Genomic DNA, 19089 nt, shown 5'->3' on the forward strand with positions numbered 1-19089 from the left:
AATGAAAACAATATTTAAAATATTTGGATTTCTTTTAATTCTAACATGTACATTAGTTTCATGTTCGGATTTTGAAGAAATAAACATTAACCCAATGGCTGCTACGTCTGAACAGGTTCAGGTAGAGTACTTTATTAATGGTTCTATTATTGGAGCCCAACAGGATCCTCACATCCAAGAAAGAATTTTTGTATTGTATTGGAAAGATGCTGGTAGAATGGATCGAATTGGTATTTTGTCCGAAGGATCTTATAGCGATGGATGGTCAAACGACTATTACCGTTATGTGAATAATTGGTTAAAAGATGCCAATAATGCGATTAAAGTGGCAGATGAACAGATTGCGGCAGGAAATATTAAAGAATATACGTCTAACCTAAAGCAAGTTGCTCGCATTTGGCGTGCCTATCTAATGAGTGAGATGGCTGATAATTTTGGGCCAATACCAGTTAATGGTTATCAGGGCGTTAATCCTGAATATAACAGTGTTGAAGATGTGTATGATTATCTTTTAATTGAATTAAAAGAAGCTGCTAGTGCATTAGATCTAGAGGTGACTAATCCATCTGGTCTTAGCGATAAGGATCCTGCTTTCGGTTACGATTATGAGAAATGGAAAAGATATGCAAACTCAATGAGAATGCGCCTTGCTATGCGTTTGTCAGAGGTTGATGCAAGCAGAGCAAAAACAGAATTTGAAGATGCTGTTAAAGGCGGTATGTTTATTTCTTCGTTGGATGAAAACTTCGCTGTTCAAGAGAAAAGTGGTTGGGATGCATTATCTGGAGTTATGTCGCGAGAGTGGAATCATCAATATCTATCTCCAACTTTAAATAATATGATGGTAGGCCTTGGGGGCATATTGTCATCAGATATGTTAGGTGATGATAAACATAGTATGATTAAGCCAGCTAATTACATGGGACTTAAGTACGACGATCATTTTACCTCATACACCAATGATCCATCGGCAGGTTTCTGGTTTGATGGATTACATAACACTATTGACCCTCGTGCCTATGCTTTATATAAAATTCCAGGCGACTTTGATGATCCTGATTTTAATTTTTACCCGTCATGGTCAAGTGCTTCTAAGAATGTTAAAAGACCTTTGCTAGGTAATGAGAATGATACCATAGCACTAATCGATGCAACATTACAGTGGAATGCACCAGCTATTGGTGACTGGGGCGAAAAAGGTTCAAAAAATAGAGCTTATTGGTATCCAGGAACGCTACCTCGTTTAGCTCATTCTTTTAGAAACAACACTAATAAGCGTGTGTTTTATGGTGCATGGGAATCGTATTTCCTAATTGCAGAAGCTGCCGTTAGAGAATGGAGCGTACCACTAAGCGACCAGGTTGCATATGAAGAAGGTGTTAGACAAAGTTTTGAGTATTTAGATGTTGTAGAGTACGTTGGAGATTATCTTTCATCTACAGATTTCAATAGAGTTGGAACTTCGGTAAGCTTCACTCATACTACAGAACCACCATCATCGGTTGTAATGGATTACACTGATGGCTATACTGATGTTGCAAGCTCCATTAATTTTACTTACCCTGAGAATACCATTTATGAAAATGGAAATGTAAAGAATGATAAATTAACAAAGATCATTACTCAGAAATTTATTGCTCAAACGCCATGGTTACCTTTGGAAACATGGAATGATCACAGAAGACTGGGTTTACCTTTCTTCGAAAACCCAGCTATTGAGAATCTAATTCCTAATTTGCCTAATTTGACAAAGGAAAACTACATGACCAATAGTGTTGGGGTGTTTCCTCAAAGGTTAAAATACCCTTCAAACCTTGAAAATAACGTACCGGATGGTTATCAACAAGCAGTCGGTCACTTAGGTGGAGATGATGATTTATTCACACCTCTTTGGTGGGCTAAGAAACAGTAAACTAACAAACACCTCACTTATCAAATCCTTGAAGTTTCGACTTCAGGGATTTTTTTATTTCTTCTAACTTTTTGAATTAAAGGACTAAAATGTAGCTGTTAAAATCTCATTAATACTTACTGTTAGTAATAATATTTCATTGATCTAAATAGAGTTTGTTATTTAATTCCACACGCCGAGTTTTAATGTCTGCTTATTATCATATTATAGAGTCGATAGGATCAATATAAAAATGATTTGTTTTCGTTTGTTTTTTTTGTAAAAAAGAGGTGCCGACTCTATGTCTTTCTTTGTAAGAATAATAATTATACCCACCCGCTAAATTAATATTCTAGAACGACATTTGGTTTCAGAAATTTAGTTCGGTGAAAATTACTATGGGTTAATATGTGTAGTTAGTTGGTGTGTGATTATGTGTCCGTAAAATAGGGGATTACGAAACTAACGCGACCTAATCTGTCCTTTATTTGAATGGTGCGCATCCTATAATGTGCCAATAAAAAGGCCTAATAATGGCTCAATATGTCCTTTGTTCTACTCAAAAACAACTGATATTGCATCTGTATATTATGGCAAGTTAATAGATGAAGAATAAAGTTAAAAAACGTAAAACGGACCCTACTATTAAAAAGCTAAAAGCAGTGACTTTCATAATGTATGCATTGTTATTGCTATTGGTCACTGGTATAATAGTACTATTTCTACATTGATAAATGGCGTTTTAATAAGGGATGATTACTACAATTAATTAATTACAAGTTATGAAAAAAAGATTTAGATTATTTTTACAATTCAGTGTGTTTGCATTTCTATCGCTATTTTTTGTGATAGAAGCTAGTGCACAGTCCAAACAAGTAAGCGGACAGATAAAGGACTCATTTGGGGAGTCTCTTCCTGGTGTTTCTGTTGTTGTTCAGGGGACAACGAACGGAACTATTTCTGATATAGAAGGGAAATATACCTTAAATGTAGACGCCAAGGACGTTTTAGTTTATTCATTTATTGGTATGAAATCTCAGAGTATTAATGTTGGTGATCAGGTGACTATAAATGTTACGCTCCTGGATGATGCTATTGGGTTAGATGAAGTGGTTGCTATTGGATATGGTACGATGAAAAGAAGTGATTTATCTGGTGCGTCTACAACAATTAAGGCAGATGATTATAAAGATATGCCGGCAACTGACATCGCTCAGTCTATTCAAGGTAGGGTGGCAGGAGTTTCGATCTCACAAACATCAGGATCTCCTGGAGCAACAACGAAAATCCGTATCAGAGGGGGTAACTCAATGTTGGGCTCAAATAATCCATTAATAGTATTGGATGGAGTTGCAATGAATATTGATATAGGCGATTTAAATCCGAATGACATAGAATCGATGGAGATATTAAAAGATGCTTCATCAACTGCAATTTATGGTTCAAGAGGTGCCAACGGAGTAATTGTGATAACTACTAATAAAGGACAATCTGAGAAAATGAGAGTGCAGATTAGTTCCAATTATTCTTTTGATCAAGTTGCAAATAAATATGATTTATTAGAAGCTGCACCTTATGCTGAATTAATAAATGCAATGAATAGTTCAGATGTGTTTTCACCTTCTGAGATAGAGAACTATAGAAGGAATGGAGGAACAGATTGGCAAGATGAAATCTTTCAACAAGGTTATACTAGTAATAACCAAGTTTCTTTATCAGGAGGTTCAAAAAAAGTTAAATATTTTATGTCAGGTAGTTATTTGGATCAGAATGGTTTACTGATTAATACAGGGCAGAAAAGATATTCTCTTAGGTCTAATGTTGATGCGCAAGTAAGTGACCGTTTTCAGGCATCATTTAATGTATCGATAACTAAAAGTGAAAAGAATAATAATGATGATATGGCTGGTTCCAAAGGTAGCCCCATTTGGAATTCACTAATATGGTCACCTACTGAACCTGTATATAAGGAAGATGGTAGCTATAACATGAATGACCAATATGGTTCAATTGGACTAAACCCTTATATGGTTTCTATGGAGCGTAAAAGGGATGTTTTTGAAACCATTACAATGGCTAATGCTACTTTTAAGTATGAATTAACAAATAAATTGCAGTGGAGTGCAATATTCGGGGTTGAAAACAACGATATTGAAAATGCCGAATTTATTAACCGTTATGTCCGAACTACAACAGGTTCATCAAGAAGTTATGGCAATTCTTTATTTGCTCAAGCTAGTACGTTTCTGACCTATAACAATACCTTTAATAAAGTACATAGATTAACTGCTATGGGAGGGTATGAACAGTCTTCTCGGACATTTAAAAGTTTTAGTGCCAATGGTTCAAACCTTCTGTCAGAGTCTGTAGGGTATCACAACCTAGCATTAAATGCTTCACAAGGAATCGCATCTAACTATGAACGATGGGCTTTGCGATCTTTCCTCGGTCGTGTTGCCTATGCTTATAACGACCGTTATCTTTTAACAGCCACATACCGAATGGATGGTTCGTCTCGTTTTAGAGATGATAATAAATTTAGTGGATTTCCATCTGCTGCAATTGGATGGAGATTAAGTGAAGAAGGCTTTATTAAGGATATGGATATGTTTCAGAATCTTAAATTAAGAGCGAGTTGGGGTATTACAGGAAACCAAGCGATCAGGCCATACGGCACCATGGCACTGTTATCACCATTTACCTACTCTTATGGTACTCCTACTGGATATACTGGCTATTCACCCGTAGGTGCTGAAAACCCAGCATTAAAATGGGAAGAAACAACGCAGTTAAATTTTGGTTTGGATTTTTCCATGTTTAATGGTCGATTAAACTCAACAATTGATGTATTTAAGAAAAATACAGACGGATTATTGCAAGCAAAGGCTTTACCTTCCTATAATGGTGGTGGTACCGTTATTCAGAACATAGGTGAGATTGAAAATAAAGGTTTTGAATTTATGGCAGCCTACGATATTATCAGAAAATCTGATTTAAAATGGAATGCCGCATTTAACATTTCTTCAGTAAAAAACAATGTTGTTTCTATTGGAGATGAAGATCAAATCTTTCCGGGTAGTTCATATGGTGGTGGATTTTTAGATAGTAAGATTTTTGTTGTGAAACCAGGAGAATCGTTGGGGTCATTTTATGGATATAATTTCGTAGGTATATGGCAAGCTCATGAAACTGCAGAAGCCGCTAAGTTTGGATACATGCCAGGAGATTCGAAATATGAAGATTTAAATGGAGATAATGTAATTGACGGACAGGATTTACAGGTTATAGGAAATGCCATGCCCGATTTTAGCTGGGGTTTAAACAATCAAATCAGTTACAAGAATTTTGATTTTAATGTAATGATAGAGGGAGTACATGGCCGAGATGTCTTGAACTTAGGGTATGCTGCGGCAGGTGTTGCTGTAGGTGATGCGCGCTCAATTACTTTAGCTGAAGCAGCTAACGCTTGGACAGAAACGAATACAAATACGATATGGCCTAAGTTAAATAGTTCAACAAATGTGGATCATATTAATTCGTCTAAATGGCTTCAGGATGGAAGTTATATTAGGCTTAGAAACATAAGTGTATCTTACCGTTTACCTAAAGATTTAGTTAAGATAGGTGATTTGAAACTATCAGTTAGTGCTCAAAATTTATTGACTATTACTGATTACAAAGGGTTTGATCCTGAGGTGACTTCTACTGGTGGAAGTGATATTGATCAAGGATTAGATCTTGGTTCTTACCCTTCTGCAAGATCTTATACTTTGGGTATTACATTAAATTTCTAATTGATAAAGATTTAAAATAATAATGGGGTGAGTAGTGTTATGTCATATAAAAATGACTTTAACAGCGAGTTTCATACTATAATTAAAGAATAAATTTAAACAGATGAAAAAATATATAATATATTTATTTGCACTGGGGATGTTTTTTTCTTCATGCTCAGATGATTTTTTAGAGGAAGATCCGAAAGGAAAATTAACCAGTAACGGTTTTTTTAAAAGTGCGTCCGATTTGGAGTTTGGCCTTGTAGCCATGTATAACAAGGCGAATGCGGTTTATAATCAAAGTCAGTTTGCTACGGTTTTAATGGGAGGCGATGATGTTACAACTCGGACTGGTAGTAACAAAGGGCCATTTCGTGAGTTTGATACTTTTTCGGCAACTGATGCTAATCCATGGATGCATTGGGGACAAGCATATGCCTGCGTATGGTCTGCTAATAACGTGATCGTTAATTATGCCAATGCAAGTGAGGCAAGTCAAGACGAACGCCTTGAAGCTGCCGGGCAAGCTTATTTTATAAGAGCTATGAGTTATTACTATTTAGTTCGAGTTTGGAATGAGATACCTCTTATTACTGATTTACAAGTGAACTTAGAAATCCAAAAATCAGGCCCAGAAGCAGTATATGAGCTAATTGTTCAGGATTTAAAATATGCTGAGCAATACCTTCCTGAATCTTGGGAAGGTATTAAAAAGGGAGTGGCTCCTACTAAAGGTTCTGCTATGGCACAATTAGCATCAGTATATTTGTCAATGGCAGGCTATCCACTTAAAGATGAAGCTAAATATGCTTTGGCTGCCCAAAAAGCAAAAGAGGTAATGGACGATGCAGGCCTTTATGGGTATCGTTTGTTAGACGATTTCGCTGACTTGTGGACGAAAGATCAATTTAATGACGAGATAGTGTTTGGTTTGTTTTATGATCGTAACATTGCGCCATGGACTTGGGAAAATGGTAATATGAGAGCGCCACTCGCCTCAAAACCAGAAGAAGAAGGTGGTTGGGATGATTATTTCTCTGAAATTAATTTCTTCAATAGTTTCCCTGAAGGGCCTCGTAAGGATGCTACATTTCAAACTGTTATTAGACCAGATGCCGAAACAACCCTTGATTGGACCGAAGGTGTTCAAAAGCACCCTTACTATAAGAAGATGCGAGATATGAATGGTTATAATCCGGACGAGCCATGGGCTTGGGTAGATTGGTGGTCGAGCCGTACCAATATCGTAATTAGATATGCCGAAGTTTTATTAATCTATGCTGAAGCGCAAGCGATGAGTGCTAACCCTAATCAGGCTGCATACGATGCTATAAATGCAGTTAGAAATCGTGCTGGATTAGATGATTTACCTTCTGGATTATCAAAATTAGACTTTCGTGATGCCGTGGTTATGGAACGTTCGTGGGAGTTTGCTGGTATGGAAATTAACGCAGCCAGATGGTATGATCTTGTTCGTCTGGAACGCGTAGAAGAAGCTGCTCAGAATAGGCATGAATCAGAGTTGCCTATTTTGAATGCACCAACTAAAGATGATTATTTTGCCAGTATTCCAATTGGTGAAAAATTGATAAATCCAAACTTATAATAAAGCGTTAGCTTAAGGAGGGTGTTAGGGTGATTATTTACAATTAATAGTTTGATTTTTTTGGATTTAATAATCATGTATTTGTAAAGGTATCATCAGAACATTCTCCATTTTAATTTTATGTAGTAAGTTTCCAGATGTTATTATCCAAACTCTTCTAAAGAGACATTAATTGGGTTTTTTAAAGTGAATATTGTAAGTTATTTATATGAGGCGAAGTTATTTGAATGATGATGATGAGTAATGATATTGAAAGAAATTTGATGAGTTTGGTGTGAGTGATTTGGTAATTAAATCAATAGAATTGCAGTAAATATAACTGTTCGATAGGCTGAGGATTAAAAAACTTGTGGAGAAAGTTTTTTGATATATATATATGAAAGATAAGTAAAGCTTTATGATTGGATCGGAGTGTGTAAGAAATAGATGGATGAAGTACTTTAGTATGATATTAGTACTGCTTTTTATAGCTGATAGTATTGCGAGTCAAAATGACTGGGAAAATCCTGAAATTTTTAAAAAAAATAGAGAGGAAGCAAAGGCAACATTTTATACTTTTTCAAGTGAGAAAAAAGCCTTGGAAAATAAAGTGTCAAATGGCGAGTTTATTAAATGTTTAAATGGGAAATGGAGGTTTAATTACGCTGAAAGAGTATCTCAAAGCCCATCCGATTTTTACCGTTTAGATTATGATCATTCTACTTGGGATACTATTTCGGTACCGGGCAATTGGGAGTTAGAAGGGCATGGGTTTCCTCATTATACAAATATCATCTATCCATTTCATAAAAATCAACCTAAAATTGCAGATAAGTACAGTCCAGTTGGATCATATATAAGCTATTTTCAAGTTCCAAACAACTGGGATGAACGTGAAATTTATATTCAGCTTGGTTCAGTTAAATCAGGTTTTTACATTTGGCTAAATGGGAAAAAGGTAGGTTATAGTCAAGGTTCAAAATTACCTGCCGAGTTTAATCTGACACCTTACCTAACAAGAGGTAAAAATAAGTTGGCCATTAAAGTATTTCAATTTACTGATGGAAGCTATCTGGAGGATCAGGATTTCTGGCGATTATCTGGTATTCAGAGAGATGTTAATTTAATAGCTCGTCCTAAAGTTCATATTCGTGATTTTGGGGTTAAAGCTCTATTAGACGAGCTTTATACAGATGGTGTACTAGATCTTGAAATCGATCTTTTGAATAAAAGTAAGAAAACGGCAAAGAATTATTCTGTAGAGTACAAATTATATAATGCAAAAAACAGCCTTGTTATTAAAGGTAAATCTGCAAAAGTCTCTCTTAAACCAGGTGCTGAAAAAAAGATTTCTTTACACGACGGAATTCAAGCTATTAAGAGATGGTCGGCAGAAGAACCGAATCTTTATCAGCTACTTATCAGTCTCAAAAATTCAAAAGAAGAAGTAGTAGAAGCAAGTTCTATAAACATAGGGTTTAGAACTTCCGAAATAAAAGGAGGTCAATTATTAGTAAATGGTAAGCCCATATTAATAAAAGGAGTGAACCGTCACGAACACGATGAGTTATTTGGTCATGTAATAAGTGAGCAATCCATGGTAGAAGATATTAAATTGATGAAACAATATAATATCAATGCGGTCAGAACAGCTCATTACCCGAATGACCCCAAATGGTATGACTTATGCGATAAATATGGGATCTACTTGTATGATGAAGCAAATCTGGAATCACATGGGTATGGTTATAATCCAGATGAGACATTAGCCAATAAACCGGAATGGAAGGCCCCACATGTTGAAAGGTGTGTGAATATGGTTGAACGCGATAAAAACCACCCTTCTGTTATTGTTTGGAGTTTAGGCAATGAATCAGGAGCTGGTGATAATATGCTTGAAGCTTATAAAAAAGTGCATGAAATAGATGAAACGCGACCGGTTCACTATGAAAGAGCTGAAATGCAAACAGCTTTAAAAGAACGACAAACTGATATTATTGGTGTTATGTATCTTCCAATTGAGAGTGTGAAAAAAGATTGGATTGGAACAGATATTGAACGACCTTTTATTTGGGCTGAGTATGCTCATGCAATGGGAAATAGTACCGGTAATTTTCAGGAATATTGGGATTTGGTGGATTCGCATGATCAAATACAAGGTGGTTTTATTTGGGACTGGATGGATCAAGGGCTTGTAGCATATAAAAATGGAAAGAAATATTGGGCTTATGGTGGGCATTTCGAACCTGAAGGCGTTCATCATGATGATAATTTTTGTTTAAATGGGCTTGTCGATCCAGACAGAGCTCCCCATCCGGGCTTGTTTGAGGTTAAAAAGGTGTATCAGAACATTGATTTCAAAATCAAAGATATAGCTTCTGGAAAGGTAGCAATTAAAAACCGACGGTTTTTTAAAGATCTTTCTGATGTGCTTTTTAGCTGGGAACTACTCAAAGAAGGGATTGTTGTAAAGTCAGGCCAATTTGCGTCAGGAGCAATCGCACCTCAGGCAGAGCATGAGTTTAAAATCGGATACGGAGAATTGGAAAAAGGAGCTGAATATTACTTAAATATTTCAGCGATTAATATGGTCTTACGTCCATTTATTGCCATTGGTCATGAATTGGCCAAAGAGCAAATTCAATTGAGCCGAGGAACTTTAAAGAAGACTATTAATGAAAGTAATTTGCATCTTACTTTAGGTGAAAATGAGAATCTAATTACTTTAGTAGGGAAGGACTTAAATATTTCTTTTTCTAAAGCTAACGGAGCCTTAAGCTCATATATAATAAATGGGTTTGAATTGATAAAGAGTCCACTAGTTCCTGACTTTTGGAGAGCTCCAACTGATAATGATTTTGGAAACAATATGCCGGAGCGTTGTAAGGTGTGGAAAGAAGCATTGACTAAAGCTGAGTTGAAGAAAATTTCTACAACTCAAATCTCTGATAAGGAGGTTTTAATTGAGTCAGTGATAGAGCTACCTTCCATTAAGGGAATACTTAATGTTGACTATCGCATATTTGGCAATGGACAAATTGATGTGGCTTATACTTTTAGTGCATCATCCGATAGCTTGCCGGAAATACCACGCATTGGAATGGTAATACAATTAGAAAAGCAGATTGATAACCTTCAGTTTTATGGCAGAGGTCCATGGGAGAATTACGCCGATAGAAAATCAGCATCTTTTATGGGGATATATGAATCTAAGGTTGCTGATCAATATTTTGCTTACAGCAGGCCTCAAGAGAATGGCCATAAGGTTGATGTTCGTTGGATGAGTTTACATAACCATACAGGAATGGGGCTTAAGATAGTCGCTATTGATCAACCATTAGAATTTAATGTTTTACATTTTTCAACGAGTCAATTAGAGCCTGGTTCGAAAAAGCAATTGCGCACCCCTCTTGATGTGGAAGAAGGAGATTTTGTAGAATTACATATCGATCATAAAATGATGGGCCTGGGAGGTGATAATAGCTGGGGAGCTAGGCCGTTAGTGCCATATTTGAATTATGCGAATAAAGTGTATGAATATGAATTTAGTCTTGTGCCAGTGTTTTGATTTTAACTATCGAATTGCACGTTTTTATCATTATAGAAACAAATTTCACTAATTCACTTAAAGATGAAAAAAATGAAAAACAAATGGATTATTTTATTTTCTATGGTAATATTCATGGGCTGCGAAGATGTAGCTCAAGAAATTACAGATAAATCATCATCTGAAGTTATCCAAGCCCCATTAGCAGGAAGTAGTTATCTGAAATCAGCAGGTGACTTTCAATTGGTTTGGCAAGATGATTTTGATGGATCGTCGATTGATGCCTCCAAATGGAGTCGGATTTCAGAAGGTACCCCCGACTGGAAGAATTATATGACCACTGATGATCAAGTTTATGATGTTTCAGGTGGATATTTACATTTAAAAGGGATTGTAAACCCAAATACACAAACTGATCCAAGACCTTATTTAACTGGAGGAGTGTGGACTCAGGGTAAACTTGATTTTACCTATGGTAAAGTTGAAGTGCGCGCTAAGATGGAATCGGCACAGGGGTGTTGGCCAGCCATATGGTTGTTGGCTAGCACTAATACATACGGTGGATGGCCCGATAATGGTGAAATTGATTTGATGGAACATCTAAATTTCGATGGTTTTATTCATTCAACTATTCATAGCAAAATAAAGATGTTACCAAGTACCAAGACTGCAAAAGCAGTTGTTGGGCAATTTAATACATATGGTGTGGAATGGTATCCAGAAAGAATAGTTTTTACTCTAAACGGAGTTAATACCTTTACATATTCAAGAGCCTTAGGTGCTGATTGGAAGCAGTGGCCATTTGATCAGGATTTTCACATTATATTATCTCAACAATTAGGAGGCAGTTGGGTAGGAAATGTCAATGCAAGTCATCTGCCTGTTGATTACGTAATTGATTATGTGAAATATTACGAATATGCACCTAGTTCTGTTGCTGCACCACCTTCGGGATTGAACCAATATTTAAAGATACAGATGAATGGCAGTAATGTTAATCAATGGAGTCATTTAACGGAGGTTACACTTATTAATGAAGGAATTGAATATGTTTTGCCTTTGGGACATAATGCACCAACTAATTTGGGAGATGGTATGGGTGTGAATGGAGCAAGCTCTGGTTATTTTGGCTTAGATGCGAATGGTCAACTGGAAATTGATTTGGGACAAGGCTATGCATTCGACGCTATAAAACTTGGTGTTTATAATACTGATCATCGTATCTACCAAAATGTAGAAGTGTCAGTGTCAGCTAATGGAATTGCATATGGAGCATCTGTTATTCATGATGTCCAAAACTCGAATATCTTTAAAGTTAATACCAATCCACCAGCTAATCAATACATAAAAATCCAGATGAACGGTAGTACCGCAAATACATGGGATCATTTAACAGAAGTCACACTAATCAGTGGAGGGACTGAGTTCGTACTATCATCAGGACATGACGCTCCAACCGTATTAGGTGATGGTATTGGTGTTAATGGAGCTAGTTCGGGTTACTATGGGCTTGATGCCAGCGGGCTACTGGTAATTAACCTGGGGCAAGCAATTGTTTTTGATGCCTTAAAATTAGGTGTATATAATGGAGATAGTCGTACTTACCAGAATGTAGAAGTATCTCTTTCTGTAGATGGAGTAACTTATGGTACTGTACAGTCACATAATATACAAAATTCTCAAATATTCTTTTGATCTGATACTAAACAACAGCTTTTCTCAGTGAAGAGAATAGAATTAAAAGTAATGAAATAATGCTAAGTTCAGAGTGACAGAGCTTAGCATTGTTTTTTAAACTATTGATTCACTTAAGTGAATTTAACCCACACACGCATATGAGAAAGAGGGTTGCAAAATACCTCGACAGAGCTATTCTTCTATTGTTTGCATTAATTTTATATAGTGCTTATTCAGATGAAGATTCCAATGGTGACCCCAAGCCCATCATCTATAAAGATGCTGATAATTTAAATTTAGCACTGACTGATATCTATTCAAATGTAAATGAGTTGTTTGCTCAGGTGGATTGCATGCTTCCTTACCTACGAAGCGATGATATAACGGTCATTCAGGGAAGTTCATCTCCTTATATTTCCTTTGACCGCTTTAATGTTCTTTCCTGTAATGCGCTAAACAGATGTTGGGAGCTTACTTATTCAAGCATTCGGTCAGCAGATTATATTATTTATAATGCCCATCAGGCCATAAAAGCCACACTGGTCCGAAGTCGATTTTTTCCCACATCCTTATTATAAAAAGATGCGAGACAGAGAAGGGTATGATCAGGAGCAACCAGGGAAAACGGTAGATTATGCGTCGGATAGAACCAATATGGTTATTCGCTATGCCGAAGTTTTGCTCATTTATGCAGAAGCCAGAGTCATGTCATCAGGCCTTGATCACTCAGCTTATGATGCCATTAATGCCGTGCGAAACAGAGTCAGATTGAATGTAAATACAAGTTTATCCTCTTTGGCCTTCTGTGATTCTTTAGTGATGGAACGAGCCTGGGAGTTTGCTGGTTGTGAACCGATCACCGCTAGGTGGCTTGATTTAGTGCGCCTGGAGAGGGTGATGGCTCAACGTGGTAGTCAGGAAGGGAGCTTATACAACCAACCAAAGAAGACTACTTTATGCCAAGTCCAAATCAAACAAAGTAACATATTAGAATGATTTTAATTATTAAAATAAATAATTATGAATTTATTAAATAACAACTTTAAAAAAATATGGGTAAAGTGTTGTCTTACTTTATTAATAATAAATAGTTTAGCTATAAGTATTTCAGGGCAAGTAAACCTACTTTCAAATCCCGGTTTTGAAACTGGAAATACAGAGGCTAACCTTTGGGGAGGAAGTTCACTAAGCTCATACAATTCATATTCTGGCACCTATGCTGCTGAATTAAAGGAAAGTGATGCTCAATGGGGGGGCGGATTAGAATGGAGTCTTACTGGTTTAAAGAATAATACAACATATGAGTTTTCTGCTTGGGTGTATACAACAGGAGGAACTGAAATTATTGGAGTGAAAAATTATGGAGGAGCAGAATATAGCTTGTCGTTTGGTAATTCATCATATCAATTACAAACAATTACGTTTACTACAGGACCCTCAACTACTACAGCCATTTTATTTATCTACAATGCACCAGGTGGGGCTTCTGTAATTTATGCTGATGATTTAAGTTTAACTGAAACTACCTTTGAATATAATTTAATATGGAACGATGAATTTAATGTTGATGGATTAATAGATACCTCCAAATGGTTTACCGAACGAGGATTTCAACGCAATAATGAAGAGCAATATTATCATTCAGATAATTTAATTCAAAAAAATGGAAATCTTGTGATTTCTGCCATTCGGAAAACTATTGCTAATGAGGATTATGATCCTAATTCTAATGATTGGAAAAAGAACAGACAATATGGTACTTGGACATCGGGAAGTATTGCAACGTTTGATCGGTTTAAATTTTTGTATGGACGCGTAGAATGTAGGGCTAAGGTTTCTAATTTGTTAGGTACATGGCCTGCAATTTGGACAGTTGGAGAACCCGATCCTGGAGCAGGTTGTAATGAGTGGCCTGCATCTGGCGAATGCGACATTATGGAAAACTATAATGGAAAAATTTTAGCAAATTATGCCGTTGCAGGTTCTGGTAGGTGGAATGCTAAATGGGATAGTAAGGCGATAAATGTAAGTGATTTAGGTATTAATAATTTTGCAGATAACTATCATATATGGACACTGGATTGGCATAAAGACAGAATGGCTATTTTTGTTGATGGAGTATTGATTAATGAATTTAATCCGAATACACAGAATAATTGGGATGCATTTACATGTCCTAATGCTACGCCTTTTAAAGAAATTCCGCAGGTGTTATGGTTAAACCTTGCACTTGGTGGTAATTCAGGTGGAAGTACAGATGCATTGCCAGATAGTACAGTTTATTTAGTTGACTATATTAGAGTGTATCAAAAGAATACCATAGTGTCTGTTCCTGAACCTATAAACCTTATAGATGATCCAGGTTTTGAGACAGGTAGCTCTTCTCATATATGGGGTGGATCATCAGTTGATAATATTGAAAAGTATGCAGGAAACTATTCGGCCGAACTAAAAGATAATTCTATTTGGGGTGGTGGTTATGAATCTCTCATTTCTAATTTATCTCCTAATACTACATATACCTTTTCTGCTTGGGTAAAAAGCAGTGGTGGTTCTGAGGTTGATCACGGAAGAGTTGGAGTTAAAGATTATGGAGGTACTGAGATTTATAAATCTTTTACTAATATTCTTTTTGAACAGAAGAGTGTGCAATTTACAACTGGAGCCACTAATGTATCAGCAAAAATATATGTATATAACCCGACTGGAGGAACAAGTATTTTGCATGCAGACAATTTAAAATTAATTGCCAGTTCAAATAGACTTAAATCAAAAATGAAACTACCAAGAGAGGATAGCGCCTTTGTCAACGTTCAAAATAGCATTGTTAAGATCTATCCAAGTCCTGCAAATAATTTTTTAAACATCAAGCTTAATCTAGAACAAAATGAAACAGTAACGGTTTCTCTTTATAATACAGAGGGTATTGAAGTTATTAAGCGTAATTGTGGTAGGTCAGAAAAAAATAAGATATTTCAGATTAATGTGTCAAACCTACCATCTGGTATGTATATAGTGAGATCTATCATAGGTAGTGCAGTATATAACCATAGTGTTATTATTAATTAACAAAGTATTATTAGCACTTTAATTAATCGTATTTAAAGTGCTAATGTTTCCGTCTTTACGCAAGTTCATATGTAGAGAATTTAAGAAAATGGTTTCATTTCTTATTTGTACTATACTTCTTTTTGCGTCATGTAGTTTTGCTTAATGTTAATCAAACTTTCAATGACGATTTTCTGCACAATAGTGCATAAGTTTTTAATAGGTAAAAGATGTTTGTAATAATAAGAAAGGTTTACTTTTTATTATTTTTGTGTAAATAATATAAAAATGATGAAGTTGAGATATTTTTTGTTGATTTTTATATCTTATTTATCTTGTGTTTTATATTCTCAGGATTATCAAATAAGTTACCTTTCTATTCAGGATGGCCTTTCGCAAAATGAAGTCACTTCAATAGTTGAAGACCAGTATGGTTTTATTTGGTTCGGAACAAGGGGAGGTTTAAATAGATACGATGGCTATATTTTTAAGCATTTTAAGCCAGAGAGTGGAGATGGAAGTGACCTGTCAAGCCCTTCCATTGAGTCACTGTATTGTGATTCAAAAGGGCAGTTGTGGATAGGAACCAAATCTGGCGGACTTAGTTTATTTGACCCTAAGTTTGAACGTTTTATAAAAAACACACAATTAAACAACTTACCCACACGTATTACGTCAATTACAGAAGGGCATGATGAAAATATTTGGCTTGGTACCTGGGCTGAAGGCTTATGGAAATACGATAGAGATAAGGATAGCCTTGTTCAAACTATTTCCAAAACAAATGTTAAATCGTTAATTTCAACCAAAGGTGGTTCTGTTTGGGCTGAAACCAAAGATGGATTATATAACAATATAAAAGATAAGATTGTAAAGGACTTTCAATCTTATAATGTTGAGGTTGTTGACATGATTGAAGATGACAAAGATCCTATAATATGGATAGTTGGATGGAATATGCATTTGGTCAAGTACAATTATGTTACTAATACGATTAAACAATACAAAATTAAGGATGTTAAAGATCAATTGTACGAAGATACCTATTCTTTAAGTTTTGATTCGCAAGGCAATATTCTTGTTGGAACATGGGGACAAGGTTTATATGTTTTTGACAAAAAAGAGGAAGAATTTAAGCACATTGATATTGAACCACGATTCACCACAAAATCTTCGATCAACTATAAAGTAATTCTCGATATTTATAAGGATTCAAGCTCTAATATATGGTTAGGAACGGATGGTGGAGGCGTTGTTAAATTGAGTAGAAAAAGTAACTTTACATCAATTGGAATTAAAACCGAACATAAGGTATTAAGACGGCATGTAAATGTATTTTTTATTGATTCCAAGGGAAGGAAGTGGATCGGTACAAGAGGAAGTGGATTATATGTTGCAAAAGACGACGTGTATAAAAAGGTTAATTTTTTGCCAACAGACGATCTATATAAAGCACCTATCATTATAGTTAAAAATATATTTGAAGATGATAATGGAGAGGTTTGGATAAGTATTGATCAAGGCTTATTCATTGCTAAGCAAGATACGAACAAGAACTTCAGTTTACAACCTGTAAGTAGTTTTAGTAGTGAAATTGACACGATTCGGAAAGCACATGATGTCCTATTTTATAAGAACGAAATATGGGTTGGTACTCAACAACAAGGATTATTTCATTTTTTAAAGAATGGCACGGAATATAAATTAAATAAGCATTATAGTAGCTTAAAGATAGGGGGGTATATTCCAGATAACAGAGTTACATCTGTATTTGTTGTAGATAATTCACTTTGGATATCGACCTACAAGGGACTTTTAAAATTTAATCAAAAAGATTCTTCTTTTGTCCCAGTAGAAAAACTTTTGAGACACAAAGAGGAACCTTTATGTAATATCATTCTATCAACTCATGAAAATAATAATGACATATGGTTTGGAACACCCTGTGGGTTGAATAAGCTGTATGCGAATGATGACGGCAGCTATGGCCTTGTCGAGATGACAAAAAAGGATGGATTGTTGGATGATTATATCAATGCTATATTGAATGACGAGAAAGGCAAAGTATGGGTGAGTACTAATGCAGGATTATCTTGCATCGATTATCAAAAAAATGAGATTTTAAATTACATCGTCTCGGATGGTGATGGTGTTGTTAATTTTTCAGAGTCAGCTAGCTTTATGGGGGCTGATAATAAAATGTATTTTGGAAATTATGAGGGACTTACGTATTTTAATGATCGAGATATTGTTGATAGTCAGAGTGATCCAAAGTTTGTAATTGCGGGCTTCAAAATATTAAATGAGAATGTGCCTGTTTCATTAGACGGTGTACTTACTAAGGGTATTAATGAAATGGACACTTTGGAGTTCTCTTATTTACAAAAAGAGTTTTCATTTGATATTGCATCTCTAGATTTTAATACTCCAACTAAAAACCAATTCAAATATCAACTCCAAGGTTTTAGTGCCAATGACGAATGGATTAACATTGGTAATCGACATCATATTTCATTTAGTAATTTATCCGCCGGAGAGTATGTACTTCATTTCAAATGGACCAATTCAAATGGCGAGTGGAGTAGTGATAAGAAAAGTATAGTGATAATTATTCATCCTCTAATATGGAGAACTTGGTATGCACTTCTATTTTATATTCTTATTGCGTTTGGTGTAATGATTTTAATAATAAAAATACAAATTAAACAATCACGATTAAAAGATTTAGTTAAACATGAGAAACGAAATCGAGAAGTAGATCAGGAAATTATTGATTATAAATTACGGTTCTTCACAGATGTTTCGCACGAACTGCGGACACCTTTAACATTAATATCTGCACCTATAAATGAGTTAATATCAAAGGATTTATCAAAAGAGGAACCTAGTTTTATCATGGATAAAATACAAATTGCAAGCCGAAATGTGGGTAAGCTAAATAATCTGATTAATCAAGTTTTAGACTTTAGGAAAATTGAAGTAGATAAAATAAAACTCAATTTAAGTGATCAAGATATTGTGAGTTTTATTGTAGAAGTTGGTAAAGACTTTCAACAATTGGCCTGTGAAAATGAGACTGAATTTACTATAGAATCAATTAATGTACCGCAGATTGTAAGATTTGATCAAGAGCGATTACAAATCGTGCTGCATAATTTATTATCAAATGCCTTTAAATATTGCAGTAGTTCTGGGGTTGTAAAGTTATCTATTGATAAAGTTATGAATGAGATTCATATCAAGGTGTGTAATGATGGTAAAGGAATATCTAAAGAAGATAGTGAACATCTTTTTGAACGATTTTATCAAGCGAGCGGCAATCAGAGTGTAAAGAATTCGGGAATTGGCCTTAGTTTAGCTAGGCACATTCTTTAGTGGTTTATACCTTTGATAATTAAATGATTATCACTATCTTGATGATATAATAAAACCCCGAAAACAGGCACTTTTGCCATAAATCGGGGTTTGTTATTTTTCGAATAGTGATAAAATTACAAAGTATTCCAGAATTTCAAACTCATCTTCCTCTTTTTTCTATTGAGGATAATTTTCAGGTTGTTTATAA

9 protein-coding genes are annotated in these 19089 nt (G+C 35.3%); all 9 read left to right on the forward strand.

All coding sequences use genetic code 11. The features are described 5' to 3' along the window. Window position 1 precedes the first annotated feature (1 nt). The 9 genes from ACRD7B_RS04180 to ACRD7B_RS04220 all read left to right on the forward strand — a co-directional run bounded on the left by ACRD7B_RS04180 (window position 2) and on the right by ACRD7B_RS04220 (window position 18899). Entirely contained in the window at window positions 2-1912 is a 1911-nt protein-coding gene (locus tag ACRD7B_RS04180) for a SusD/RagB family nutrient-binding outer membrane lipoprotein (protein ID WP_430823217.1), read from the forward strand. A 761-nt stretch (window positions 1913-2673) separates the two neighbouring features. Beyond that, window positions 2674-5685 carry a SusC/RagA family TonB-linked outer membrane protein gene (locus ACRD7B_RS04185; RefSeq protein WP_430823218.1) on the forward strand — a complete coding sequence of 1004 codons (3012 nt, stop codon included), beginning with the start codon at window positions 2674-2676 and terminating at the stop codon, window positions 5683-5685. Window positions 5686-5788: 103 nt separating this feature from the next. Then, a complete protein-coding gene (locus ACRD7B_RS04190) occupies window positions 5789-7273 on the forward strand; it encodes a RagB/SusD family nutrient uptake outer membrane protein (RefSeq protein WP_430823219.1) in 1485 nt (494 codons plus the stop codon). A gap of 430 nt (window positions 7274-7703) precedes the next feature. Further along, the gene (lacZ, locus tag ACRD7B_RS04195; protein WP_430823220.1) at window positions 7704-10820 is read left to right on the forward strand and encodes a beta-galactosidase, LacZ type; all 3117 of its coding nucleotides are present in this window, start codon (window positions 7704-7706) and stop codon (window positions 10818-10820) included. A 63-nt stretch (window positions 10821-10883) separates the two neighbouring features. Further along, entirely contained in the window at window positions 10884-12494 is a 1611-nt protein-coding gene (locus ACRD7B_RS04200) for a glycoside hydrolase family 16 protein (RefSeq protein ID WP_430823221.1), read from the forward strand. A 140-nt stretch (window positions 12495-12634) separates the two neighbouring features. Continuing rightward, window positions 12635-13054, forward strand: a complete 420-nt coding sequence (locus ACRD7B_RS04205) for a hypothetical protein (protein WP_430823222.1) — start codon at window positions 12635-12637, stop codon at window positions 13052-13054. A 4-nt stretch (window positions 13055-13058) separates the two neighbouring features. After that, a complete protein-coding gene (locus ACRD7B_RS04210) occupies window positions 13059-13472 on the forward strand; it encodes a RagB/SusD family nutrient uptake outer membrane protein (RefSeq protein ID WP_430823223.1) in 414 nt (137 codons plus the stop codon). Window positions 13473-13496: 24 nt separating this feature from the next. Beyond that, on the forward strand, window positions 13497-15545 hold the full coding sequence (locus ACRD7B_RS04215) for a carbohydrate binding domain-containing protein (RefSeq protein WP_430823224.1): 2049 nt from the start codon (window positions 13497-13499) through the stop codon (window positions 15543-15545). A 267-nt stretch (window positions 15546-15812) separates the two neighbouring features. Next, window positions 15813-18899, forward strand: coding sequence for a ligand-binding sensor domain-containing protein (locus tag ACRD7B_RS04220; protein WP_430823225.1), 3087 nt, complete (start codon window positions 15813-15815; stop codon window positions 18897-18899). Window positions 18900-19089: the final 190 nt, after the last annotated feature.

The sequence above is a fragment of the Carboxylicivirga fragile genome (genome assembly GCF_050589805.1).
Classification (GTDB): domain Bacteria; phylum Bacteroidota; class Bacteroidia; order Bacteroidales; family Marinilabiliaceae; genus Carboxylicivirga; species Carboxylicivirga fragile.

What these genes read in the sequence shown, in the direction of transcription:
- ACRD7B_RS04180 (WP_430823217.1), top strand. Translation starts at nt 2, where the DNA reads ATGAAAACAATATTTAAAATATTTGGATTTCTTTTAATTCTAACATGT.
- ACRD7B_RS04185 (WP_430823218.1), top strand. Translation starts at nt 2,674, where the DNA reads ATGAAAAAAAGATTTAGATTATTTTTACAATTCAGTGTGTTTGCATTT.
- ACRD7B_RS04190 (WP_430823219.1), top strand. Translation starts at nt 5,789, where the DNA reads ATGAAAAAATATATAATATATTTATTTGCACTGGGGATGTTTTTTTCT.
- lacZ (WP_430823220.1), top strand. Translation starts at nt 7,704, where the DNA reads ATGAAGTACTTTAGTATGATATTAGTACTGCTTTTTATAGCTGATAGT.
- ACRD7B_RS04200 (WP_430823221.1), top strand. Translation starts at nt 10,884, where the DNA reads ATGAAAAAAATGAAAAACAAATGGATTATTTTATTTTCTATGGTAATA.
- ACRD7B_RS04205 (WP_430823222.1), top strand. Translation starts at nt 12,635, where the DNA reads ATGAGAAAGAGGGTTGCAAAATACCTCGACAGAGCTATTCTTCTATTG.
- ACRD7B_RS04210 (WP_430823223.1), top strand. Translation starts at nt 13,059, where the DNA reads ATGCGAGACAGAGAAGGGTATGATCAGGAGCAACCAGGGAAAACGGTA.
- ACRD7B_RS04215 (WP_430823224.1), top strand. Translation starts at nt 13,497, where the DNA reads ATGAATTTATTAAATAACAACTTTAAAAAAATATGGGTAAAGTGTTGT.
- ACRD7B_RS04220 (WP_430823225.1), top strand. Translation starts at nt 15,813, where the DNA reads ATGATGAAGTTGAGATATTTTTTGTTGATTTTTATATCTTATTTATCT.